Annotated in this window: 19 protein-coding genes; 5 read left to right on the top strand and 14 right to left on the bottom strand. The window is 40.9% G+C overall.

Annotated elements, in window-relative coordinates:
* Positions 1–55: 55 nt before the first annotated feature.
* From uvrC to recJ, 6 genes are all read right to left on the bottom strand, one after another.
* Positions 56–1,882, bottom strand: a complete 1,827-nt coding sequence (gene uvrC, locus HMPREF9423_RS03120; RefSeq protein ID WP_006147885.1) for an excinuclease ABC subunit UvrC — start codon at positions 1,880–1,882, stop codon at positions 56–58.
* A 69-nt stretch (positions 1,883–1,951) separates the two neighbouring features.
* A complete protein-coding gene (locus HMPREF9423_RS03115) occupies positions 1,952–2,653 on the bottom strand; it encodes a M57 family metalloprotease (protein ID WP_006147884.1) in 702 nt (233 codons plus the stop codon).
* 106 nt (positions 2,654–2,759) lie between these two features.
* Positions 2,760–3,539 carry an alpha/beta hydrolase gene (locus HMPREF9423_RS03110; protein ID WP_006147883.1) on the bottom strand — a complete coding sequence of 260 codons (780 nt, stop codon included), beginning with the start codon at positions 3,537–3,539 and terminating at the stop codon, positions 2,760–2,762.
* A gap of 68 nt (positions 3,540–3,607) precedes the next feature.
* Positions 3,608–5,269 (bottom strand): ribonuclease J, encoded by a 1,662-nt coding sequence (locus HMPREF9423_RS03105; RefSeq protein WP_006147882.1) that lies wholly within the window; start codon positions 5,267–5,269, stop codon positions 3,608–3,610.
* Between the two features lie 323 nt (positions 5,270–5,592).
* Entirely contained in the window at positions 5,593–6,249 is a 657-nt protein-coding gene (locus HMPREF9423_RS03100) for a COG3942 and LysM peptidoglycan-binding domain-containing protein (RefSeq protein ID WP_006147881.1), read from the bottom strand.
* Between the two features lie 213 nt (positions 6,250–6,462).
* Positions 6,463–8,682: a single-stranded-DNA-specific exonuclease RecJ gene (recJ, locus tag HMPREF9423_RS03095; RefSeq protein ID WP_006147880.1), complete on the bottom strand. Its 2,220-nt coding sequence runs from the start codon at positions 8,680–8,682 to the stop codon at positions 6,463–6,465.
* A gap of 219 nt (positions 8,683–8,901) precedes the next feature.
* Here recJ and HMPREF9423_RS03090 point away from each other — a divergent pair, with 219 nt between their 5' ends.
* Positions 8,902–9,480: a class I SAM-dependent methyltransferase gene (locus HMPREF9423_RS03090; protein WP_006147879.1), complete on the top strand. Its 579-nt coding sequence runs from the start codon at positions 8,902–8,904 to the stop codon at positions 9,478–9,480.
* 218 nt (positions 9,481–9,698) lie between these two features.
* Positions 9,699–13,436 carry a pullulanase gene (locus tag HMPREF9423_RS03085; protein ID WP_006147878.1) on the top strand — a complete coding sequence of 1,246 codons (3,738 nt, stop codon included), beginning with the start codon at positions 9,699–9,701 and terminating at the stop codon, positions 13,434–13,436.
* A gap of 321 nt (positions 13,437–13,757) precedes the next feature.
* Here HMPREF9423_RS03085 and HMPREF9423_RS03080 read toward each other — a convergent pair whose 3' ends face one another.
* Complete coding sequence (locus HMPREF9423_RS03080) at positions 13,758–14,189, bottom strand: Rrf2 family transcriptional regulator (RefSeq protein ID WP_006147877.1); 432 nt, start codon at positions 14,187–14,189, stop codon at positions 13,758–13,760.
* Positions 14,190–14,259: 70 nt separating this feature from the next.
* A complete protein-coding gene (locus HMPREF9423_RS03075) occupies positions 14,260–15,099 on the bottom strand; it encodes a metallophosphoesterase family protein (protein ID WP_006147876.1) in 840 nt (279 codons plus the stop codon).
* Between the two features lie 144 nt (positions 15,100–15,243).
* Here HMPREF9423_RS03075 and HMPREF9423_RS0101970 point away from each other — a divergent pair, with 144 nt between their 5' ends.
* Positions 15,244–15,696, top strand: coding sequence for a universal stress protein (locus HMPREF9423_RS0101970; protein WP_006155803.1), 453 nt, complete (start codon positions 15,244–15,246; stop codon positions 15,694–15,696).
* Between the two features lie 33 nt (positions 15,697–15,729).
* Here the strand turns inward: HMPREF9423_RS0101970 and HMPREF9423_RS03070 are convergent, their stop codons facing one another.
* Positions 15,730–17,121, bottom strand: a complete 1,392-nt coding sequence (locus tag HMPREF9423_RS03070) for a Cof-type HAD-IIB family hydrolase (RefSeq protein ID WP_006147874.1) — start codon at positions 17,119–17,121, stop codon at positions 15,730–15,732.
* 65 nt (positions 17,122–17,186) lie between these two features.
* On the opposite strand from HMPREF9423_RS03070, the gene HMPREF9423_RS03065 reads away from it, so the two are divergent.
* Positions 17,187–18,149 (top strand): asparaginase, encoded by a 963-nt coding sequence (locus HMPREF9423_RS03065; protein WP_006147873.1) that lies wholly within the window; start codon positions 17,187–17,189, stop codon positions 18,147–18,149.
* A gap of 38 nt (positions 18,150–18,187) precedes the next feature.
* On the opposite strand, the gene ccpA is transcribed toward HMPREF9423_RS03065, so the two are convergent.
* Positions 18,188–19,195, bottom strand: coding sequence for a catabolite control protein A (gene ccpA, locus HMPREF9423_RS03060; protein ID WP_004251755.1), 1,008 nt, complete (start codon positions 19,193–19,195; stop codon positions 18,188–18,190).
* Between the two features lie 204 nt (positions 19,196–19,399).
* On the opposite strand from ccpA, the gene HMPREF9423_RS03055 reads away from it, so the two are divergent.
* Positions 19,400–19,717 (top strand): DUF960 domain-containing protein, encoded by a 318-nt coding sequence (locus HMPREF9423_RS03055; protein WP_004251754.1) that lies wholly within the window; start codon positions 19,400–19,402, stop codon positions 19,715–19,717.
* A 28-nt stretch (positions 19,718–19,745) separates the two neighbouring features.
* On the opposite strand, the gene folB is transcribed toward HMPREF9423_RS03055, so the two are convergent.
* Genes folB through folP form a run of 4 tightly spaced genes read right to left on the bottom strand, consistent with a single transcriptional unit; the run spans position 19,746 to position 23,399 of the window.
* A complete protein-coding gene (gene folB / locus HMPREF9423_RS03050) occupies positions 19,746–20,558 on the bottom strand; it encodes a dihydroneopterin aldolase (protein ID WP_006147872.1) in 813 nt (270 codons plus the stop codon).
* Between the two features lie 38 nt (positions 20,559–20,596).
* A complete protein-coding gene (gene folE / locus HMPREF9423_RS03045; RefSeq protein WP_006147871.1) occupies positions 20,597–21,151 on the bottom strand; it encodes a GTP cyclohydrolase I FolE in 555 nt (184 codons plus the stop codon).
* Positions 21,152–21,154: 3 nt separating this feature from the next.
* On the bottom strand, positions 21,155–22,453 hold the full coding sequence (locus HMPREF9423_RS03040; RefSeq protein ID WP_006147870.1) for a bifunctional folylpolyglutamate synthase/dihydrofolate synthase: 1,299 nt from the start codon (positions 22,451–22,453) through the stop codon (positions 21,155–21,157).
* Between the two features lies 1 nt (position 22,454).
* Positions 22,455–23,399 (bottom strand): dihydropteroate synthase, encoded by a 945-nt coding sequence (gene folP / locus HMPREF9423_RS03035; RefSeq protein ID WP_006147869.1) that lies wholly within the window; start codon positions 23,397–23,399, stop codon positions 22,455–22,457.
* Positions 23,400–23,515 lie beyond the last annotated feature (116 nt).

Below are 23,515 nucleotides of genomic sequence, written 5' to 3'. Positions count from 1 at the left end.
TACCACAAATCCGACTAGCTTGCACCCACTAAAGCCAAAACATTCCATTGCTACTTTATTCCTTGTATTCAAGAGGTTTCTCAGCTACTTGAGCTAGCGCTGAGTCTTCTTCTAGATTTAAGTGTTGATGAACTGCCTCTGCCACTGCTCTTGGTATACCAACTGCAACAATCTCGTCCACGCTAGCTTCCTTGATTTTTGTCAGAGATTTGAAATATTTCATCAAATTCTGCTTACGTTTTGGCCCCAAGCCTTCAATTCCATCCAATTGAGAGGAGAAGGAATTTTTAGAACGAAGTTGACGGTGGAATGTAATGGCAAAGCGGTGTACCTCGTCCTGAATGCGTTGCAAGAGGAAAAATTCCTGAGAATTTCGAGACAACTCTACCACCTCAAGCGGATCTCCAAAAAGTAATTCATGGGTTTGGTGCTTGTCATTCTTTTGAAGTCCTGCAATCGGAATATCTAAGCCTAACTCTTCTTGAATAACCTGCTTAGCAATATTAACCTGTCCCTGACCACCATCGATTACGATTAGATCTGGCGGTGTCAAACCGTCACGCTGGACCCGTCCATAACGTCTACGAATAACCTCTCGCATACTTGCATAGTCATCTGGTCCGACCACAGTCTTGATTTTATACTTACGGTAATCCTTCTTGCTCGGTTTTCCGTTAACAAAAACAACCATAGCTGAGACTGGACTAGTCCCCATAATATTAGAGTTATCAAAAGACTCGATACGGACTGGGGTTGGAATTTGTAGAAGTCGCCCAAGATTTTCAATAGCTCCTTGAGTCTTTTCAACTGATTTCTCTAATAGATTAAACTTCTGCTCTAAACTAACACGAGCGTTTTTGATAGCCAGATTGACTAGTTGCTTCTTCTCACCACGTTGGGGCTTAAGAACCTTGGTATCTACCAAAGCCTTAACGGCTTCTCCATCAATATCCTGAGGTATCAAAATTTCATTAGGTACCAAGTGAGATTTTTCTTGATAAAACTGTCCCACATAGGTCAAGAAATCTTCATCTGGGTCATTGTAATAAGGAAAGAGATTGACATCGCGTTCAATCAGTTTACCTTGACGGACAAAGAAAACCTGAACACACATCCAACCCTTATCCACGTAGTAACCAAATACATCACGGTTTTGGAGGTCTTTAGCCATGACTCGTTGCTTAGTCCGAAGGGTGCCAATAGCCTGAATCAAATCACGGTATTCCGCGGCACGTTCAAACTCCATACTTTGGGCTGCCACAGCCATCTTCTCCTTGAGGTCATCAATGATTTTATCGTCTTGTCCCTTGAGAAAATCAGAGACTTCTTGGGACATTGCTTTAAAATAAGCTTCATCCTTGCGACAAACCGTATGAGCCATACACTGGCCGATATGGTAATAAAAACAAACCTTAGAAGGAGGATTGGTACACTTGCGAAAAGGGAAAATCCGATCCAATAGCCGTTTGATTTCATTGGCTGCCCCCACATCCGGATAGGGACCAAAATAGAGACCTCCGTCTTTTTTGACCTGACGGGTGATAATCAAGCGAGGATAGCGCTCATTTGTGATTTTGATAAAGGGATAAGACTTATCATCCTTGAGCATAATATTGTACTTAGGCTTGTTTTCCTTGATGAGGTTGATTTCAAGAAGCAAGGCTTCAATATTAGACTCCGTAACAATAAACTCAAAATCTACAATCTCAGATACCAGAGCTTCTGTCTTGGTATCATGGCTCCCACGGAAGTAGGAGCGCACCCGATTGCGCAGATTTTTAGCCTTTCCTACATAAATGATAGTGCCGTTTTTATCTTTGTGAATGTAACAACCAGGGCTAGTAGGCAAGAGCTCCAGTTTTGATTTAATCAAGTTATTCATAATTCCATTATAGCAAAAAGCCCCCTGTATTGCTTAAATCAGAGAGCTCCAGTTTCCTTAGAAAATCACTTATTCCCCAGACTCATATAGTTCTTGAACTTCTTTTACATCTTGAGCTTGGATTCCATAATAAGAGCCTGCTGGTTGCATAACCGAAACTTCATTGGTGTGTTCCAAACCAATCGCATGACCTAGTTCATGCTCTGCTGTATGCATGATACGATCATCGGTATATCCATAGTTTGGATTGGATAGATAATAATGATTCAAGCGAACGGTCACTGAAATGAATTGTTTGGTTAGGAGATTTGTCTGACTCTCCGCCTCACCTGCTACAGCTGTCGAACCATCATTCATTTCGGTAGCGAAAATATCGGCCTGATCCGCTTCTGTTACAAGCTCAAAGTTAAATGCCCCTGTCTGGTTCCAGTTAGCAATTGCTTCACGGTAGGCCTTTTGGAAAGTGGCATCCATTTGAGGATCAATATAGATAGTTGCTTGCGCCTTTGACCATTTTGCTCCTGAATCTTGATGATGATCTGTCTGAGACAAACCTTGCAACTTGCCAGTTTCTTGCCATTGATCCCAACCTGCTTGGCCGACTCGAACCACTTTGCTAACTTGATTTAAAGTAGCAGGTAAATTACCTGTCACATACCAGAGAATCCCAAAAGTGATGAGAATGAAGAAGATAAGCGTCCATACAAGGCGCCAAAACATACGTAAAATCCCTAGTAAAAACCGACATAACACACGAATAATCCAGCCCATAATTGCCCACCTTTCTAAAAAAATAAGAACCCATCTTTAAGTCATGGATTCCCATTCTAAAGATAGATTCTTTATTCTACTAAAACAAGCTGAAAGAAAGCTAAAATTAGGATAAACGTTCTTCCAAAACAAAATCAATTGGCAAGGTAGTTAAAAAACGTTCCAATTGCTTTTCCCAATAATACCACTCATGGGTTCCTGCACTATGGCTATAAGTCACATCTAAACCAAGTTTCTTAAGATTTTTAACTGCTAGATTATTGGCAGAATAGAGATAATCTTGTTCGCCACACCAAACCCAGAGTTTGGTCTCCTTGTCTGACTTTTTGGCAAGGGTCTCAAGCGAGTAAGGGCTATTCACCCAATCATTAACTTTGCCAAAAACACCTCGCCAGTAGGCACGCGTTCCTAAATCTTGACTCTCAGGAGAAAACTTCTCGAAGCTAAGCGCCCCAGAAAAGCTAGCTGCATGGGAGAAACGGTCAGTTGACAGTGCTAACTTAAAGGAACCGTAGCCGCCCATTGATAAACCAGCAATGAAGGTTTTATCTCGCTCGTTGGTCATATTGGGGAAGAAGCGTTTGAGCACCTTAGGCAACTCTTCTGCTAGAGCTGTGTAATAGTTATAGCCATACTGAGTATCTGTATACCAGCCGTTGTTTGTATTTGGCATGACAACAATCAGATTGGTCCCACGTAGCAAGCGTTCTACATTGGTCCGTTTGAGCCAACTGTTGTGGTTCCCTGACATTCCATGAAGGAGATAGAGAACTGGAATATCTTTACTGTTTGGCTCTGTCACCCGAGATGCATCCGGATAGAGTACATTTACTCCCCACTCCATACCTAAAACTTCTGAGTAATACTCAATCTTCATTACTGCCATAACTTGCTCCTTATTCGTTTGAGATAAGAAAAAGCCGAAACTCGACTTTCTCTCTTGCTATTTAATCCTTATTTTGCTTCCATGACTACTGGTAAAATGGCTGGACGACGTTTCGTTTGTTCAAAAAGGAATTTAGCCAAATTGTCACGAACCTTACCTTTAAGATCAGCCCAGTCAAAGTCCTCCCCTTGGAGATAGTCTTCAACAGTTTGGTTCACCAACTCTGTACTTTCACGTAAAATATCGCGACTCTTCTTGAGATAGACAAATCCACGCGTATGTACTCGCGCTTTAGCGATAATTTTCTTCTCACGACGGTTAACAGTGATAGCTACGATAAAGATACCATCTTCTGACAAGACCTTGCGGTCACGAAGAACCACGTTCCCAACATCCCCGATGGCATTTCCGTCAATCAAGACATCACCTGCAGCAACTGCACCAGACGGGACAAAGTCCCCATGTTCATAAGACATGGTTGTGCCTTTTTTCGGGATAAAAATGCGTTCTGGCAACAACCCAACAGCCATAGCAGCCTTGGCATGAGCGTCCAACTCACGGTATTCACCCTGGATTGGGAAGAGATACTGAGGTTGCAAGAGATTGATCATCAATTGAAGATCACGCGCATTCCCATGTCCTGATACACGCAAGCTTTGAGTGATCGGTTTAACGACACCACCTGCTTGGTAGACCATATTTTCTACACGTGCCATAACAGCTTCTTTAGCGATTGATGGCGTTGTAACGATATAAACCAAGTCTCCATCCTTGATTTCAACATAGCGGTGACGACCGATTGACATTTTACGGAGTCCATTAATTGGTTCACCCATACGACCGGTTTCTAGGATAATTAACTCGTGGTCTTCAAAACGAGACATATCTTTAGGTTTAATCAAGAGACTTTCGTTAGCCAATGACAATTTTTTCAAGCGAATGGCTGTACGAACGATATTTTCAATATCAAATCCAGTCAAAACAACGCGACGTCCTGTATCTGCAGCAGCATCAAAGACTTGCTGAATACGAGAAAGGTTACTTGCAACGGCAGCTACGATGATACGTCCATCCCAGTCAGAAATGGTTTGCGTAATTTCATCACCAACTTCACTTTCGCTGGCTACTTGAATATTACTGTCAGCATTTGCAGAATCACTTAGAAGAGCCAAAACTCCTTCACGACCAATTTCAGCTAGACGTCCGAAATCTGTTGCGTATGATTCGCTAGCCGTTTGGTCAAATTTGAAGTCCCCTGTATAAACGATACTTCCTTCAGATGTTTTTAAAACGACACCCAGACTCTCTGGGATAGAATGAGTTGTGCGGAAGAAGGAAACCTCCGTACCGCCAAAGTCGATTTCTGTATTTTCATCAATAACATGGAAGTCATCGAATTTTTTAGCACTATCATTTCCTTTAACAAAAAGCTTAGCAAGCTCAATTGTCAACTCTGAACCAAAAACAGGAACTTTCACTTCTGACAAAAGATAAGGAAGAGCTCCAATCGCATCCGCATGTCCGTGCGTTAAAAAGACACCTGCAATACGGTCGCTATTTTCAAACAGATATTCCATATTTGGAATAACGACATCGACACCCAACTGCTCATTTTCAGGATATTTCAAGCCTGCATCTAAAACAAAGATTGAGTCATTAATTTCTGCGATGTACATGTTTTTTCCATTTTCACGAACACCGCCCAGAGTTGTTAATTTAATATTGGTCATTTTTCCTCCGAAGCATTACTATAACGTGTTTGTAGAGTCTTCACAACTCTCTTTTTTTAAAAGTTCAATTTACTTTTATCCGAATCTTTTCCTCTCATTATACCATTTTTTTACTAATTTTCAAAATGAAGATAGGATTTTAGCTAGAGTTCATTCACCACTGATAACCGAATCGCTTTGCTTTGTTTTCTCTTTGCGAAATCGCTATCCGCCAAAGGAGCTAGGGCCTTACTTCACAAGCAACTACTCGGCAAAAAATCGTAATAAGGAGCTTACTCACAAATAAAAAAAGATTTAGAAACTCTAAATCTTTTTAATCATCTTTAGTTTGGATAAATGTAAGTAACTTTACCTAAAAATTCATGTGGATTAAAGAAACCACGATAGTTAGCAATTTGTTTTTGACGTCTGTAGTTTGCTTCCAATACCTGGATAGAATTCTCATTTTGTACATCTGTCACATAAGCAACGTGTCCATATTCACCACCGTCCCAAACGGCGATTGCACCTACTACTGGAACATCTCCTACACGATAACCTTGAGCACTAGCATAAATCGCCCAAGTATTAGCATTTCCCCACCAGTTACTAGCCCAAGGAGCCAATTCTTTCACGCCCCATGTACACTGACCAACAGGATATGAGTTTCCATAGTCTGTCGGAGTATTCACGACAACATCATCATCTGAAGCAGGATTCAAAGTACTAGTTGCCTCAGAAGCCGGAGCACCGTATGAATAAGTAGCCTGAGCTGGACCGCTTACTTCTAGCACATCCCCTGGGTGGATCATATCAAAAATGCTTTTCCCGTTATTTGCTGCCAACTCATAAGGATCCATGCCATTTGCAGTAGCAATAGCAAAAAATGAATCTCCGTCTTGGACAACGTAAGAAGATGCGCTAACAGTTTGAGCACCTACAGACGCTAAAATAGCGGTGGACGTCAAACCAAGAGTCAGTTTAGCAACTGTTTTTTTCATAATAAATTTCTCCCTTTATTTTGTTTATCATTTCCTATTTGTTGTTTACAAAGAGAATCATACCTGATTTAGATGACATTTGTTTTAGAGTTATATTTAAGTCATGTTACAAATAGTTATATTTTTAATACATGAAGTTTTAACAAACACAAATAATTAAATCAATAAGAGTGGTTAAAAAAACTGAGATTATTCACCTCAGCTTCTTTTCTTCTATTTTTCCATTAGGAAATCATAGATTTCCTGTACTGTTCCAAGTGCCATCATTTCTTGATCTTTAACAGTTTGTTTGAGATTTTGATAAATCTGACTTTCAGCGATGTCCCGTTTATCAGCATCTTTATTTACTTTCATTACACCATTATCAATTGTGACAAAACCAAGTTCTTCAAAAATCTGAATCATTTTGACTAGCAAAATCTGTTCTATCTTCAAATAAGCTGATAAGTCCTTGAGCTTATAACGAATATCAAATTCTGGGAACTGGTAGATTGTCTTATAAAGCTTAGCGAATTGCTCTCTTGTACCATAACCTGTCAAATAGTATGCTTTAGCGATATCATTTTTAAAGTAAATAGCAGAGAAATCCTGTTCTTGAAACACTTGTTTGAGAAGACTGAGATCCTCGGGAATATTTTTTACAACGATTGCTGGGCTAGAAAGCATTTCTGGTAAATCGCTGGTAAAATCTAGGACAGGCACTCCCTCTGGTAGCTCTAAACTCTTACTACGGATGTTAAAAAGTTGAACACTGTCCACACGGGCATCTACCATCATCAACTGGAGGGTTGTTTGCCCATTCCACTGGTTAACAGAAAGGGTAACTGCCAATTCCAGTTGTTTTACCTGAGAAAATTCTGTAGCCTTTGATCCTTGACCAAAAGCTACTACCTCAAAGCTCGCGGTCCCTTTGGAAATCTTCAATTTTAGATGACTGTCTCCCGCTCCCATAGAACGAGCATTTTCAACTTGAAAATCTCGAATATAAAAAATAGGTTTTTGGTTATCCATTCCAAAAGGAGCTAATCGTTCAAAACTTTTAACCGTCTCTAAACTTAGGCTTTCCAAATCTAATTCTTCATCTAGATATAATGTATTCTTGCCCTTGGCATCTATCCCTTTGTCTTTTACATAGGTTTCTAAAATTTCCGATAAGGCGTCTAGCTGTTCCGCTTCAAGTGTCATACCTGCAGCGCCTGCATGCCCACCAAAGGCAATAAAAAGTTCCCGATGCGGATTCAAGGCTTCAAAGATATCGACTGCTTCAATACTTCGAGCACTCCCCTTGGCACGGCCATCTTCAATATTCAGAACAATAACTGTCTGTCCTAATTCTTCCAACAAGCGACCAGCTACAATCCCAAGCACTCCTGGGTTCCAACCTTCTTTGGCTAAAACTTGAACACTTTTGTTAGGGTCTACCAAACTTTTAGCTTCTTCATAAATGGCTTGAACGATTTCCTTGCGTTCTTCATTTTTATCTTGAATCATGAGGGCAATCTCACGTACCTCTTCATCATCAAAGCCAGTTAGTAACTCAATAGCAGGATTAGGATCATCCAAGCGTCCTAGGGCATTTAATCGTGGTGCTAACTGAAAACCAACAGTTTCTTCTGTAAGGTCACTGCTAGAAATCCCTGCTATTTCAAATAGTTCTTGGAGGCCTAGTCTTTGGGTATTGCGCAAAACTTCTAAACCGTACTGAACCATGATTCGATTTTCATCTGTCAAGCTGACCATGTCTGCAATCGTCCCAATAGCAACCAAATCAAGCAACTCAACCTGCACTTCCTCCAAGAGGGCACAAGCTAGTTTAAAAGCCACTCCACAACCCGCCAAATGTTTAAAAGGATAGTCTGATTCAGGATGCTCCGGATGAACGATTGCATGAGCATCTGGTAAGACCTCTGGTAGAGAATGGTGATCCGTTACAATAACATCTACTCCCATAGATTGAGCCAAGTCAATAGCCTCATGCCCTGCAACTCCATTATCTACGGTTACAATCAAGGATATCCCTTGTTGCTCAATGAAGTACTTGTAGACACTGGCATTAGGACCATAACCATCTGTAAAACGATTAGGAAGATAGACTAAACACTCGGCTCCTAATTGTTCTAATGTTTCTTTAATGATAGAAGCTGATGTCATCCCATCTGCATCGTAGTCTCCATAAACGAGGATAAATTCCCCCTGCTCTATAGCACGACGAATACGATTCACTGCCTTGTCCATATCGTGGAGAAGATAGGGATCGTGTAAATCATCTAGACTTGGTGCCAAAAAACGAGACAAACTATCTTCATCCTTAATACCACGGCTAAATAATAAACGAGCAGCTTCAGGCCCTAGCCCAGCTTTCTTGGCGATTTTTGTAAAATCTGCATCCTCAACTTGAGGTGCAAATTGCCAATTATAAGTCGGAATAATCAAAATTCATCCACTCTTTCTTACGATTCTATCGTTTTATTATAACATGATTTCAAGTTTTTCTCCTCTTTATTTCCTTAACTCTTTCAATCAAAATCCCAAAAAACTCTGGTCCTTATCAAGCTTAAAAAAGAAGCTAAACACCAGTCGATAACTCTATCCCTTTCCAACAAGACCTAGCCAACATTTTAAAACATCCTCTCTTTATGCTACACTATTGACATGGAACATCATTTTAATCATCGAGCAGAATCTTTCGATTCTCCCAAAAACCAATTTCTAGCAGACCTTGTAAATGCAGAGATCAAGCAACAAGTCTCTGAGCTATCCACCAAATCAATCCTAGATTTTGGAGGAGGAACTGGACTTATCGCTCTTCCTCTAGCCAAACAATCCAAGTCAGTGACCTTGGTTGACATCGCAGAAAAAATGCTGGAGCAAGCTCGTATCAAGGTTGAAAACCAAAAACTTGAAAATCTACACTTGATTCAACAAGACTTAGTGCTTAAGCCATTGGAGCAAACATTCGATCTCATTATCGTTAGTCGTGTTCTTCATCACATGCCTCATTTTGATTCCGGTCTAGCTATGTTCAAAGAACATTTGACTCTCGGAGGACAACTATTTATCGCTGATTATACCGTACCAGATGGAGAAAACCATGGTTTTATTATTTCGGAACTTGAGGAGACTCTTAAAAATCATGGCTTCTCAGACATTCAGACCCAAATACTTTATAGTTCCGACACTCTTTTCCTTGATAAACCTTCTCAACTATTTCTCACATCGGCGATAAGATAATCACTTCTTAGAACAAGCGCTGAAATAATTCTACTTCATTTTTTCTTCAGTTATCAAGCTTTTCTATCTACTTCTTTCCAACTACTTCTATTATAAAAACTCTCCTTAAAGAATAAGGAGAGTTTCTTGTTGGCATAAAAAAACATCTAGGAAAACGCTTGCATAATTTTTTACCCCGTGTTATACTAATTTTAAAATAAATTTATAGGAGACTATTGATGAAGAACATATTCCCCCAACGCGAGAAAAAAATGGTTTATAGTATCCGTTCTTTGAAAAACGGAACAGGATCAGTCCTTATCGGAGCGAGCTTTATCCTACTAGCTCTTGCAACTCCTCATGTTGCTGCAGATGAGAATTTATCAAGCACTAGAGAAAATGTAAGCGCTGTTACTGTTAACCCTGCAGATACAGATTCTATGCCAGCTCCAATTCCTGTTTCTGGTCAAAACAATGAAAACGATTCCCTTAAAACTGAAGAAAAGGCTAAAGAATCTGAAGTAGCTTTAACTACTGAAAGTGCTAAAGCTGAGGGTGCTACAACCAATCCTTCTAGCGATCAAGTAGAAAAGAAAGAAGAGCCAGCCACAACTTCAGAGGATAAAAAAACTGAAGTAGCTGCAAGTCCAGTTTCAGATGAAAAAACAAAAGTAGAAACTAATTCTGAAACTCCAATCGCAGACAACTACTTCCGTATCCATGTAAAAAAACTCCCAGAAAAAGCTAAGGATTCTCAAGGTCTCTGGACTTGGGACGATGTAGAAAAACCTTCTGAAAATTGGCCAAATGGAGCCCAGTCATTTAAAGATGCCAAACAAGACGATTATGGCTATTACCTAGATGTCAAACTCAAAAATGAACAAGCCAAGAAAGTCAGCTTCCTCATCAATAATACAAAAGGGGATAATCTTACTGGAGACCGTTCTGTAGAGCGTCTATCTCCAAAAATGAATGAAGCTTGGCTAGATGAAAACTACAAAGTTTACAACTACCAACCTCAGCCTGCGGGAACTGTCCGCGTCAACTACTACCGTACTGATGGTAACTATGATAAAAAATCACTCTGGTATTGGGGAGATGTCAAAAAGCCAAGCAGTGGAGAATGGCCTGACGGTACTGACTTTACCGCAACAGGAAAACACGGACGCTACATCGATATTCCACTCAATGAAGCCGCTAGAGAATTTGGATTTTTACTACTAGACGAAAGCAAGAAAGGCGATGATGTGAAAATCAGAAAAGAAGATTATAAATTCACTGATCTAAAAAATCACAGTCAGATTTTCCTCAAGGATGATGATGAAACCATCTACACCAACCCTTATTACGTGCACGATATTCGTATGACTGGTGCCCAACACGTGGCTAAATCTCGTATCGAAAGTAGTTTCTCTACACTAGTTGGAGCTAAGAAAGACGATATCCTCAAACACTCCGGCATCACTGATTATCAAGGAAATAAAGTAGCTATCACAGACGTGGAAGTGGATGAAGCTGGTAAGAAAGTGACCTATATCGGCGACTTCTCTGACACTCAAAACCCTTACACTGTCAGCTACAATTCAGACCGATTTACCACACGTTCTAGCTGGCGTCTCAAAGACGAGACTTATAGTTACGATGGCCCACTCGGTGCAACTCTTAAAGAAGATGGCAAACGTGTTGATTTGACTCTCTGGTCTCCAAGTGCTGATAAGGTTTCCGTTGTCGTCTATGACAAGAAGGACCCTGAAAAAGTTGTTGGAACCGTCGATCTTAAAAAGGGAGAAAAAGGAACTTGGAACCAAACCTTGGATGAGAATTCAGGACTTGGCATCAGCAACTACACTGGCTACTACTACCACTACCAAATCGAACGCCAAGGTAAAACTGTCCTCGTTCTTGACCCTTATGCCAAATCATTAGCAGCTTGGAATAGTGATCTAGCAAAAACAGACCCTGCCCATAAAGTAGCTAAAGCTGCCTTTGTGGACCCATCAAAACTAGGTCCGCAAAACTTGACTTATGGTAAGATTCGCAACTTCAAATCGCGTGAAGATGCCGTCATCTATGAAGCTCATGTTCGTGACTTCACTTCAGATCCTACCATCGCAAAAGACTTGACTAAGCCATTTGGTACCTTTGAAGCCTTTATCGAGAAGCTCGATTATCTCAAAGATTTGGGCGTGACCCACATCCAACTTCTCCCAGTCTTGTCTTACTACTATGTCAATGAATTGAAAAACAAAGAGCGATTATCTGCCTATGCTTCAAGCAACAGCAACTACAACTGGGGATATGACCCTCAAAACTACTTCTCCTTGACTGGTATGTACTCTAGCAATCCCAAGGATCCAGAAAAACGTATCGCGGAATTCAAAAATCTCATCAACGAAATCCATAAACGTGGCATGGGAGCTATCTTGGACGTGGTCTACAACCATACTGCCAACGTCGATATCTTTGAAGACCTTGAGCCAAACTACTATCACTTCATGGATGCTGATGGTTCGCCACGTACTAGCTTTGGTGGTGGTCGTTTAGGAACAACCCATTATATGTCTAAACGTGTCTTGGTAGACTCTATCAAGTATCTGGTTGACACCTACAAAGTGGATGGTTTCCGTTTCGATATGATGGGTGATCACGATGCGGCTTCAATCGAAGAAGCTTACAAGGCTGCACGCGCCCTCAATCCAAACCTTATCATGTTAGGTGAAGGCTGGAGAACCTACACTGGTGATGAAAATACGCCTGTACAACCTGCTGACCAAGATTGGATGAAGAAAACAGATACTGTCGCTGTCTTTTCAGACGACATCCGCAACAACCTCAAGTCTGGCTATCCAAACGAAGGGCAGCCTGCCTTTATCACAGGTGGCAAACGTGATGTCAATACCATCTTTAAGAACCTCATTGCTCAACCAACCAATTTTGAAGCGGACAACCCAGGAGATGTTATTCAGTATATCGCAGCCCACGATAACTTGACTCTCTTTGACATCATTGCCCAATCTATCAAAAAAGACCCAAGTAAGGCCGAAAACTATGCGGAAATCCATCGTCGTTTACGACTTGGAAACCTCATGGTCTTAACAGCACAAGGAACACCATTTATCCACTCTGGTCAGGAATATGGACGTACCAAACAATTCTTGGACCCAGCCTACAAAACTCCTGTTTCAGAGGATAAGGTTCCAAACAAATCTCACTTGTTGCGTGATAAGGATGGCAATCCATTTGTCTATCCTTACTTCATCCATGACTCTTATGACTCTAGCGATGCTGTCAACAAATTTGACTGGACCAAGGCAACAGATAAAAAAGCATATCCTGAAAATGTTAAGAGTCGCGACTACATGAAAGGTTTGATTGCCCTTCGTAAATCTACAGATGCCTTCCGACTCAAGAGTCTTGAAGATATCAAGGAGCGTGTCCGCCTCATTACTGTCCCAGGACAAAATGGTGTTGAAAAAGAAGACGTGGTCATCGGCTACCAAATTACTGCTCCAAATGGGGATATCTACGCTGTCTTTGTCAATGCAGATGATAAAGAACGTGAATTCACTCTAGAAACAGACTTTGCCCACTTGAGAAAGGCCGAAGTCTTGGCTGATGAAAACCAAGCAGGACCGGTAGGAATTGCCAACCCTCAAGGTCTCGAATGGACTGAAAAAGGCTTGAAATTGAACGCTCTCACTGCTGTCGTTCTCCGCTTGTCTCAAGGTGGTGCCATTGTCGCTCCAGCTGTGGAAGAAAAGCCAGAATTTGATCTTTCTAGCTTGAAAGTAGAACAAAATCAGGCCCAAAACCTAGCTGTCCAGCCTGAAACTCAAGAAACTGTTGTAGAGGGTCTTTCTCAAAAAGTCCTTCCAAACACAGGAACTGAAAACAAATCACCTCTTGCTCTTGCTGGATTCAGCATTCTGTCTCTTCTTGGACTTGGAAGCTTCCTAAAGAAAAAAGAGGAAAAATAGGGCTATAGACTTCAATAAGACAGCACGTCATAAATAATCAATAAAAAAGCAAGAACTAAAAAATTCTTGCTTTTTTACATGAACGAGTTAAAATAGAGACTTTTATGACCAAAGAATTCCCTTATAGGATAAAAGAAGAGCTAGGAATCATAATCCGTAGAAGAACACAAAGAGCCACTTTAATGTCACACATAGAGCTACAAATTCACGGATAAAGGCTGATACAATTCCTACAACGAGATACATTTCTTCCTCCTTTATCTAATTAAATTTCATCATAATTAGCTAAAAATAAAAAGAGGACCTTAGGTCCTCTTAATTTTAGATTCTTGCTTCTGCATCCGCCACTACTCGGGCCAGACTAGTTTGGCTTAATTCTTCTTCCATGGCTTCTTGAATTTTATCTAACTTTTCATCTAAAACCCCATGGATATTGGCTCCTACTGGACAGTCAGGATTAGGATTATCATGGAAACTAAAGAGTTGTCCAGTCTTTCCAAGGCATTCCACCGCTTGATAAATATCCAAAAGACTGATGTCCTCTAGCTCTTTGATAATCTCTGCCCCTCCAGTTCCACGCGCGACGGAAATCAAGTCTGCTTTTTTCAGTTGGGACAAAGTTTTTCGGATAATAACAGGATTGACTCCAACACTACTAGCGAGAAAATCACTAGTCACCTTGCTTTCCTTCCCTTTTAGGGCAATGATTACCAACATATGTGTCGCAATGGTAAATCGGCTTGAAATTTGCATGCAGTCCTCCTTTATTATCAACAAAGCTCATTCTTCTCTTATATTTATTATATCTCCTAGAGTTGTAATGTCAAGAGTTACGACTAAGCCAGTCGTCCAATTCAACATCATGTCCTTGACTCTGAGCGATTTCGTGCAACAAGTCCTGATTATGGGTATGGTGAATTCCGTTGACTAAGCTTTCATAGTATACCTCATAGTAGGGCAATTTCAAATCTCTAGCCAATTGTAATTCTGACTCAACATCGTAATCAACACGACGAAAATCTATATCTTTTAATCCCCTGTCATCAAACTCCAAAATCATGTACTGGGCCCGCAAATCCTCACGTAGACTTGCTGATAAAAAGAACGGTTGCCCAATTGAGCCTGGATTTAAAATCAGTTGCCCACCACTTCCATAGCGAAGAAACTGCTGATGGATATGACCATAAATGGCAATATCACAGTCCGGATTGGTGACAAGACGGTCAAAGTCCTCTTGTTTTCCCAGATGAATCAACTCTCGCCCCCAATTTTTATCCGGCAAATGATGGCTTATCCCTACCTTCAGATTTCCAAACTGGCGGTGTGTGTGCATGGGAAATGCCTGTAGAGCTTCAATATCATCTAGACTAATTTCTTCCATAATATACTGGCATTGGCGCAAGAGGTAGCGATGGCTAGGTCTACTTGTATCTAATTTTCGATGAGCTGCTCGCCATAAACTCTCTTCCCAATTTCCCAGAACTCGAATCGTAATCGGCAAGTCCTCTAATCGTCTGAGAATATTTTTTCGTCCTGTCCCAGGCATGAGAATATCTCCCAAGAGCCAATATTCCTCAGCGCCTGCCTTCTCCGCATCTGCTAAAACAGCTTCCAGTGCTCTTGTATTTCCATGGATATCTGAAAGTACCGCAATTTTTGTCATATGATCTCCTCTTGCCTTCTCTCCTTTAATTATAACACTCTCAAAACCAAAGTCAAAAGCATCTTGTTTGCTATCATTTTTTACTTTACTTTTTTAGTGAAAAGGATTACAATGAAGGTGATAAGAAATGAGGAGGTTTTTGCTATGACACAACGTTACGAAAACATCATGGTAGCAGTCGACGGTTCTAAAGAAGCTGATTTGGCTTTTATCAAAGGAGTTCAGTCAGCATTACGTAACCAGGCTAAATTAACCATTGCGCATGTAATCGATACTCGTGCTCTTCAAAGCATTTCAACATTCGATGCAGAAGTTTACGAAGAGTTACAAGTCGAGGCACAAGAGTTGATGGCAGAATACGAAAAGCGTGCAAGAGACGCTGGTCTTAAAGATATTCAAGTTGTCATCGAAATGGGAAATCCTAAAACTCTTTTGGCTAAAACAATCCCTGATCAAGAACACGTTGATTTGATTTTGGTTGGAGCAACAGGACTTAACGCCTTCGAACGGTTGCTTGTCGGATCTTCATCTGAATATATCCTTCGCCACACAAGCGTTGACCTTCTCGTCGTCCGAGACAAGGATAAAACTTTATAATTAGACTAAAAAAAGGAGCCAATGCGCTCCTTTTTATTGTTTATTTTTTCTTTCTTTATGACGTTCATAAGCTCTAATCTGACGCGCAAGTTCCTTCTTGATAGCTGGTTCTGGAGCATACTTCTCCTCCCAGCCTTCTGGCTTAAGTATCTTGTGAGTCACAGGATCAAACTGTGCCTTGCCATCTGGGAATATTTTACCCATGTTTGCCTGATGGACAATCTCGAATATCCGCTCTGGATCTACTCCCATCAGTACAAAACTACCATACGTAAAATAGAGAGTATCAATCAAGGCATCGACTTGTCCAACCAAAGTACTTTTAGCCGGTATTTTTTGAGAAACTTTATCTGCTGATACATCAAGTGCCTGGTGCAAATCTTGTACAGCTTGTTGAAATTCCTCTTCAGAATTGCTTGCAGCACGGACAAATTCAACTAACTCTTCAATCTTAAAGCCGGCGCGATGAGTTGCCCCTTGCAAATCCCAAGCTATTGGTTCTTCTTGAGTTCGCTCGTCCATCATATGATGGAAGGTTTTAACCTTGTTAAAATGATAGTCACGACTGACAAAGACTTTTTCAGAAGACAAAACTCCAAAATATTCCAAAGCCTTGTGAATCCCATCATTTTGGTTGCTGGCAGTAATATGCTTAGCAACTTCTTTTACGCTGCTACTACCATTTCCCATGGCAACAGACATCCCAACACCAGCCAACATTTCCAAATCATTATCTGAGTCCCCAAAGGCCATGACTTGATTGAGATCAAAACCATACTCTTTCCCGACACGACGGATACCCTCTAACTTAGAATTTCCTTGATTGATAATATCGGCCGCGAATGGATTACTTCTGGTAAATTTCAAATGATTTAATGCTTCAGCAGCATGGTTTGTCTCCTCAGGCGTCATCAACATAAGCACCTGATAGATTGGTTGATTGATTAAGTTCAACAAATCATCTTCCTTCTGAGGAAGGGCCTTACTGACCATACGATTAAAGGAATGACTAACAGTACGAGTCAAAAATTTAGGTACAAATCGACTGACGAGTTGTGAAAGAGGGCTGAGCCCAAAGGACATAATCCGAGAACCGACAACGTCTTGTCGCGTTCCCATGGCAATCTCTTTTCGATTTTCCTTGGCATACGAGATGATTTGTCTGAGGCTTCTCTTATCAATAGGGCTAGCAAAAAGAACACGATCTTTGTTAAAGATATATTGGCCATTGTAGGTCACTGCAAAATCCAGGTCCAAATCGTCCATCAAATCCTTAACAAAAAAAGGTCCTCGCCCTGTTGCTACCCCAACAAGCACCCCTTGTTCTTTCACAATCTTGATAGCTTCCTTTGTGGACTTCAAAACACTCTTACTATCATTTACAAGCGTTCCATCAATATCAAAAAACACAGCTTTGACTTCCATTCTATCTCATTCCTTTCTTTTATGATACAATGATTATACCACATTTCAGAAAAAGTGAGTGAATCATGACTAAGAAAATCCTTGTTTTACATACTGGTGGCACTATCTCCATGCAGGCAGATGAATCTGGAGCTGTAAGGACTAGTGCTGATAACCCTATGAATCATATCTCTAATCCTCTCGAAGGTATCGAAGTCCATTCCTTGGATTTTTTAAATTTGCCTAGTCCACACATCAAGCCTAAGCATATGTTAGCCCTCTACCATAAAATTAAACAAGAGGCATCGTCCTATGATGGTGTTGTCATTACACATGGGACAGATACACTAGAAGAAACGGCTTATTTCCTCGACACCATGGAGGTACCTCATATGCCTATCGTCCTGACAGGTGCCATGAGATCTTCTAATGAACTGGGAAGTGATGGTGTCTACAACTATCTTAGCGCCTTACGTGTGGCCAGTGATGACAAGGCTGCAGATAAGGGTGTCTTGGTCGTTATGAACGATGAAATTCACGCCGCCAAATATGTCACAAAAACGCATACTACTAACGTTAGTACCTTTCAAACACCGACTCATGGACCACTCGGGCTCATTATGAAGCAGGAAATTCTCTACTTCAAAACGGCAGAACCTCGTGTTCGTTTTGACCTTGAGAGCATTCAAGGGTTGGTCCCTATTATCCCTGTTTATGCGGGCATGACCGATGAACTTCTCGATTTACTTCCTGTTGACCAACTAGATGGATTGATTATTCAGGCTTTTGGTGCTGGAAATGTACCCAAGGAAACAGCTGAAAAATTAAAATCTCTCAGTCAAGCAGGACTTCCTATTGCACTAGTCTCACGTTGTTTCAATGGGATTGCAGAACCTGTTTACGCCTACGAAGGCGGTGGTGTTTGTCTTCAGAATGATGGTGTATATTTTGTAAAAGAACTAAACGCTCAAAAAGCAAGACTAAAGCTTCTTATCGCAATCAATGCTGGACTTAAGGGCGAACAACTCCAAACATATATGGAAGGATAATAAAAAACCAGGAAATCAGCTAGATTCCTGGTTTTTTATTACTTTTTGCGAGTTGATTTGCGCTCTGTCAAACCATGAGGTAGGAGGACTTCACGTTCTTCTAATTCCTCTTTATGCATAATTTTAGTCAACATACGCATACTAATCGCACCTAAGTCATACAAGGGTTGTGCGATAGTTGTAAGGCTTGGTCGAGTAAAGCGAGCAATTTGAGAATCATCACTCGTAATGATTTCAAAGTCTTCTGGTACTGAAACTCCATGATCAGCCAAGCCGTTCAAGAGACCAGCTGCCAATTCATCACCAGTCACAATCGCTGCAGTTGCTTTAGAAGAAACTAAGCGCTCTGCCAGAGCATAACCATCATCATAGCGATATTTAGATTCAAATACAAGTCCTTCACTATAGTTAACTCCTGCTGCTTTCAAAGCTTCTTTGTAGCCAACCAAGCGAATTTTACCGTTAATATCATCTACCAATGGACCACTCACAAAGGCAATTTTTTTGTTACGCTTCAACAAATGGCGAACAGCATCCGCAGTAGCATTCTTATAATCAATATTAACACTTGGAAGCTGGTGTTCTACATCCACTGTTCCTGCAAGAACTACAGGAGTACGTGAACGTGAAAACTCTGAGCGAATTTTCTCTGTTAAGTGATAGCCCATAAAGATAATACCATCAACTTGTTTTGAAAAGAGTGTATTCACTACTGCCACTTCTTTTTCATCATCCTCATCACTATTCGCAAGGACGATGTTATATTTGTACATCTCTGCAATATCATCAATCCCTTTTGCTAGCGCAGCAAAATACGTGTTAGTGATATCTGGGATGACAACCCCAACAGTTGTTGTACGTTTGCTTGCCAAGCCACGAGCTACTGCATTTGGGCGATAGTCTAGGCGATCAATCACCTCTAGAACTTTCTTACGAGTGTTTTCTTTGACATTCTTGTTGCCATTGACTACACGACTGACAGTTGCCATTGAAACTCCTGCTTCTCGGGCAACGTCATAAATTGTTACTGTATCATCTGTGTTCATACCGTTTCCTTTCTAATGTTGAAAATTTTGTTTTCATGTTTACACCACTACTAGTTTACCACTAATTGTAAGCATTTTCAAGGATTAATTGAACTTTCTTTGAAAAAATTTCACCGATAATCATATTTTTGTAAATTAGTTTACTTTTCTTGATTTTTAGGCCAGTTTGCAGTATGATAATAAAAAATTAAGTAGGAGGCATGGATGGCTTTTACGGATTCTCATAGACGTTGTGCCAGCTTTGGTGTGGTAACCAATCTCCCAGACGATGTTATCGACTCAATCTGGTACATTATTGATCATTTTTTAAAGCATGTTTTTGAATTAGAAGATGAGTTAGAATTTCAGCTCTTAAACAGTAACGGTTCCATCACCTTCCGTTTTTCAAGTGAGCATCTACCGACTACGATTGACTTCGATTTTAATCATCCCTTTGACCCATTGTACCCACCGAAAGTACTTGTTATGGATATGGACGGTAAGGAAACCATCCTCCTACCTGAAGAAAATGACCTATTTTAAAAACTCTAGCCTTCTGACTAGAGTTTTCTTATTTTTTCAATTCTTGATATAAGTGACGAATCGGTTGTCCTAGGACTGGATGGATGAAATGAGGTGCAATTTCCTGCAGCGACTCTAAGACAAAGAGTCGCTCAGCAAGATAAGGATGCGGCAAGATGAGATTATCGTTATAAATGACCTGATCCTCCACAAAGAGCAAGTCCAAATCAATCAAACGAGGTCCCCAATGCACTTCTCTAACCCGACCCATTTCTGCCTCAATGTCCAACAAGGTTTCTAACAAGATTGGAGCCGGCAGCCAAGTTTCTACTTCAACCACCTGATTGGCAAAACTATCTTGCTCGACACCACCCCAAGGCTCAGTTGTAATCACACTAGACTTTTTGAGAATACGAATCCCACGAGTACTTATTTTTTCAAGAGCTTGCTTGAGATTAGCCGTTTTATCCCCCATATTGCTACCTAGAGCAATAAAGGCTCTTTGTTTGCAACGATGGATGGTTACTGAACAGGTGTCTAGTGGTAGATGAATAGGCGCCCATGGTTTTTTGAGTTCCAGTTTAATTTCTTGAACTATTGGATAGGTTTCAAAAGTGCGCTCTACTAGTTTGTAGGCAACTGTTTCAATCAAGTCTTCAGTGGTTTCCTGAAACCAAGTCGTCCATTGCTGACAGAGCTCGCCATAATGGACAGAAGCTTCCAAATCTAAGTCCGTAGCAGCCTTGGTCATATCATAGGATAAGCTTGCATCAATGATAAATTTTTGACCTAGTTCTTTCTCACTCGGGAAAAGACCATGATAGGCAAAAATTTCTAGATCTTTAATACGCAATTGATCCATAACTAGTCCTTTCTAGAAAAAATCGTTTGAATCGATTTTTATAACCCCATGAGACGGTATGCTTGATCTCGAAGATCTTTGTCTGTCTCAAAAACTCCACGAGCTACTGTTGTCAAGGTTGCAGTTCCTGGTTTTCGAACACCACGCATGCTCATACACATATGCTCTGCTTCAATAACAACGAAAGCACCCTTGGCACCAAGATAGTCCATCAAAGCATCAGCCACTTCGATATTCAAGCGCTCTTGAATCTGTGGCTTTTTAGCATAAACTTCCACAGTACGAGCTAGCTTTGACAAACCTGCCACACGTCCGTCTGGAATGTAGGCGATATGAGCTTTCCCATAAAATGGCAAGAAGTGATGTTCACACATGGTATGGAAAAAGATATCCTTTTCTACTACCATATTGTCATCAATAATTTCAAAGGATTTTGACAAATGCTCCTCCGCAGTTTGACCAAGTCCTGAAAAAATCTCTTGGTACATACGAGCAACACGGGCAGGTGTTTCCTGCAAACCTTCACGATTTGCATCCTCACCAACTGCCTCGATAATCATTTTTACAGCTTCTTCAATTTTTTGTGTATCCATTCTCTAATTTTTCCTCTCCATCAGATAGGCTCTCACTTGGGCTAAAAAGTATAATGAGCCCGTTACTATCCTAACTGTTTTTTTCTCTTCATTTTCTGTCATTTTTTGGTCTAGAAATTCCTGCCAACTTTGATAGTTGAAATTTCTAGAATAAGCTACTTTTTTTAGTACTTTTTCGTCTGTCGCTCGACCGTCATCAAAGTGAGTCAACGTCAACTCAGTATCTGGCAAAGTTTCTAACAAGTCTAACATATCCTCCAAGGCCTTGGTTTTGATACATGTAAAAAGTATTTCCTTGTGATAATCAGCAAATCGTTCTTCCAAGCTAGCTAACAAAGCCTTGACAGCATGGGGATTGTGAGCCCCGTCTAAAATCATCAAAGGTCTTCTAGAAACAACTTCAAAGCGTCCAGGCCAGCTTGTTTCTTCCAAAGCTTGAGCAAGCAAGTCATTGCTTGCTAGTTCTCGACCATCTTCTTTACAAAAAGTATCAAGTAAAGCTAGTGCCATCCCAGCATTCTCTATCTGGTGCAAACCCAGCAATCCTGTCTGGAAGCGACCTTGTCTAAGCGGGCTTGTATAGTCAAAGACTTCTCCCGTCTCCATACTCTCATGATGGCTAACTTGATAATCTTCCCCATAAACAAGTCTAGGAGCCGCTTTCGCTTCCGCGATTTGGTTGATAACTGCTAGGGCTTCTGGGACAATATTTCCTGTTACCAAGGGAACTCCTTGTTTGATAATTCCAGCTTTCTGCTCCGCGATAGCTTCCAAGCTATCCCCTAGTAAAGCTACGTGATCCAGGCCAATGGTCGTAATACCTGTTAAGATAGGCTGACAAACATTGGTACTATCCAAAAGTCCACCCATACCGACTTCCATAATGGCCACATCGACTTGCTCAGAAGCAAAATAGTCATAGGCTATAGCAGTGATAATCTCGAATTCTGTCGTTCCTTGCAAGGCTTGAGCATGCTCCCCCTCAAGTAGTGAGCGATAGTCTACCATCATGGTCTCTAATCTTGCTTCTGGGATAGATTCCTCATTAATGGCAATCTGATCCGTGTAATGAATCAGATAGGGTGAGCTAAAGACTCCAACTCTTAGCCCCATCTTTCCCAACATATTCTTCAAAAAGGCTATAGTAGATCCCTTACCATTGGTTCCTCCGATATGGATAACCTTGAGTTTCAGATGGGGATTGCCACGTAGGGCTAATAGCTTCATCATCCTCTCCAAACCAAAATGCGGTTGGTCTGTCCGATAGTTAGCTATCCACTGATTCGTTTCGTTTTTATTCATCTTATTTATATTGTTTCAAGTTTAAATTTTCCGCATCATCTGCCAGACGAATAGCAGACGCGATCTCGACTGCCATCTTGTGGCTGGCTACATCGTGTACACGCACCACTTCTACACCCTGTCTAGCAGCGATACTGGTCACATGAGCTGAAGCAGTATCACGATTTCGGAAGCCTGCTTCAGTTTCTGGGTTTACTTCAAAACCATTTTCTTCCAGAATATTGATGACAAAGCGCTTGCGAGAGACTCCTAAAAAGATAGGATAGCCCATCTCGTGTAATTTATCAAGGTCACGTAGAAGTAGCAGATTTTCCTTTTTGGTCAAGCCAAAGCCAATCCCAGGATCCAGCATGATCTTTTCTTTCGAAATTCCTGCTTTTTCCGCTCTTACTAGAGCACGGTCAAAGAAAGCTGTCATCAATTCTTCTACTGGTAGTTTTTCAAACTCATCTAGGTCTTCCTTTGTAAAAGGCTCTCCAAAGCCAAAATAAGGAAAGATAAGTGAACTAGGGTGCTGAGGGCGTGCCATGACTGGATTAAACATGATGACTACCTGAGCTCCAGCTTTAGCAACCACTTCCGCCATCTTCTCATCCCCCATAAGACCTGTAATGTCATTGACTATATGGGCACCAGCTTTTAGAGCTGCTTCTGCAACTTGACTTTTCCAAGTGTCTACCGAAATCAGAACATCACTTTCTTGACGGATAGCCTTAATGACTGGAACCACACGTTGGATTTCCTCTTCAATCTCAACATAGCTACTTCCAGGTCGAGTAGACTCTCCACCGATATCTAAAATAGTGGCACCTTCAGCAATCAATTTTCGAGCTTGTTTTAAGGCTTCTTCAATAGCAAAAAATTGGCCCCCATCAGAGAAAGAATCTGGGGTGACATTGATAATACCGCAAATAGCTGTTTTTGTATGATTGTCTCTTTTTTCCACGATTATTACTCAAATTTCATTTAGATTGGTATTCCTCTATTTTACTGTTTTTTTTGGATTCTGTCCAATTATCCCTCGCTACTCTCAAACTTTAAAAGAGCGCAAAAAAAAAGTGT

It is taken from the genome of Streptococcus infantis ATCC 700779 (assembly GCF_000187465.1).
Classification (GTDB): domain Bacteria; phylum Bacillota; class Bacilli; order Lactobacillales; family Streptococcaceae; genus Streptococcus; species Streptococcus infantis.
Note: the sequence above shows the minus strand (reverse complement) of the source record. Positions and strands in the feature narration are given on the sequence as shown.

What these genes read in the sequence shown, in the direction of transcription:
- uvrC (WP_006147885.1), bottom strand. Translation starts at nt 1,882, where the DNA reads ATGAATAACTTGATTAAATCAAAACTGGAGCTCTTGCCTACTAGCCCT.
- HMPREF9423_RS03115 (WP_006147884.1), bottom strand. Translation starts at nt 2,653, where the DNA reads ATGGGCTGGATTATTCGTGTGTTATGTCGGTTTTTACTAGGGATTTTA.
- HMPREF9423_RS03110 (WP_006147883.1), bottom strand. Translation starts at nt 3,539, where the DNA reads ATGGCAGTAATGAAGATTGAGTATTACTCAGAAGTTTTAGGTATGGAG.
- HMPREF9423_RS03105 (WP_006147882.1), bottom strand. Translation starts at nt 5,269, where the DNA reads ATGACCAATATTAAATTAACAACTCTGGGCGGTGTTCGTGAAAATGGA.
- HMPREF9423_RS03100 (WP_006147881.1), bottom strand. Translation starts at nt 6,249, where the DNA reads ATGAAAAAAACAGTTGCTAAACTGACTCTTGGTTTGACGTCCACCGCT.
- HMPREF9423_RS03090 (WP_006147879.1), top strand. Translation starts at nt 8,902, where the DNA reads ATGGAACATCATTTTAATCATCGAGCAGAATCTTTCGATTCTCCCAAA.
- HMPREF9423_RS03085 (WP_006147878.1), top strand. Translation starts at nt 9,699, where the DNA reads ATGAAGAACATATTCCCCCAACGCGAGAAAAAAATGGTTTATAGTATC.
- HMPREF9423_RS03080 (WP_006147877.1), bottom strand. Translation starts at nt 14,189, where the DNA reads ATGCAAATTTCAAGCCGATTTACCATTGCGACACATATGTTGGTAATC.
- HMPREF9423_RS03075 (WP_006147876.1), bottom strand. Translation starts at nt 15,099, where the DNA reads ATGACAAAAATTGCGGTACTTTCAGATATCCATGGAAATACAAGAGCA.
- HMPREF9423_RS0101970 (WP_006155803.1), top strand. Translation starts at nt 15,244, where the DNA reads ATGACACAACGTTACGAAAACATCATGGTAGCAGTCGACGGTTCTAAA.
- HMPREF9423_RS03070 (WP_006147874.1), bottom strand. Translation starts at nt 17,121, where the DNA reads ATGGAAGTCAAAGCTGTGTTTTTTGATATTGATGGAACGCTTGTAAAT.
- HMPREF9423_RS03065 (WP_006147873.1), top strand. Translation starts at nt 17,187, where the DNA reads ATGACTAAGAAAATCCTTGTTTTACATACTGGTGGCACTATCTCCATG.
- ccpA (WP_004251755.1), bottom strand. Translation starts at nt 19,195, where the DNA reads ATGAACACAGATGATACAGTAACAATTTATGACGTTGCCCGAGAAGCA.
- HMPREF9423_RS03055 (WP_004251754.1), top strand. Translation starts at nt 19,400, where the DNA reads ATGGCTTTTACGGATTCTCATAGACGTTGTGCCAGCTTTGGTGTGGTA.
- folB (WP_006147872.1), bottom strand. Translation starts at nt 20,558, where the DNA reads ATGGATCAATTGCGTATTAAAGATCTAGAAATTTTTGCCTATCATGGT.
- folE (WP_006147871.1), bottom strand. Translation starts at nt 21,151, where the DNA reads ATGGATACACAAAAAATTGAAGAAGCTGTAAAAATGATTATCGAGGCA.
- HMPREF9423_RS03040 (WP_006147870.1), bottom strand. Translation starts at nt 22,453, where the DNA reads ATGAATAAAAACGAAACGAATCAGTGGATAGCTAACTATCGGACAGAC.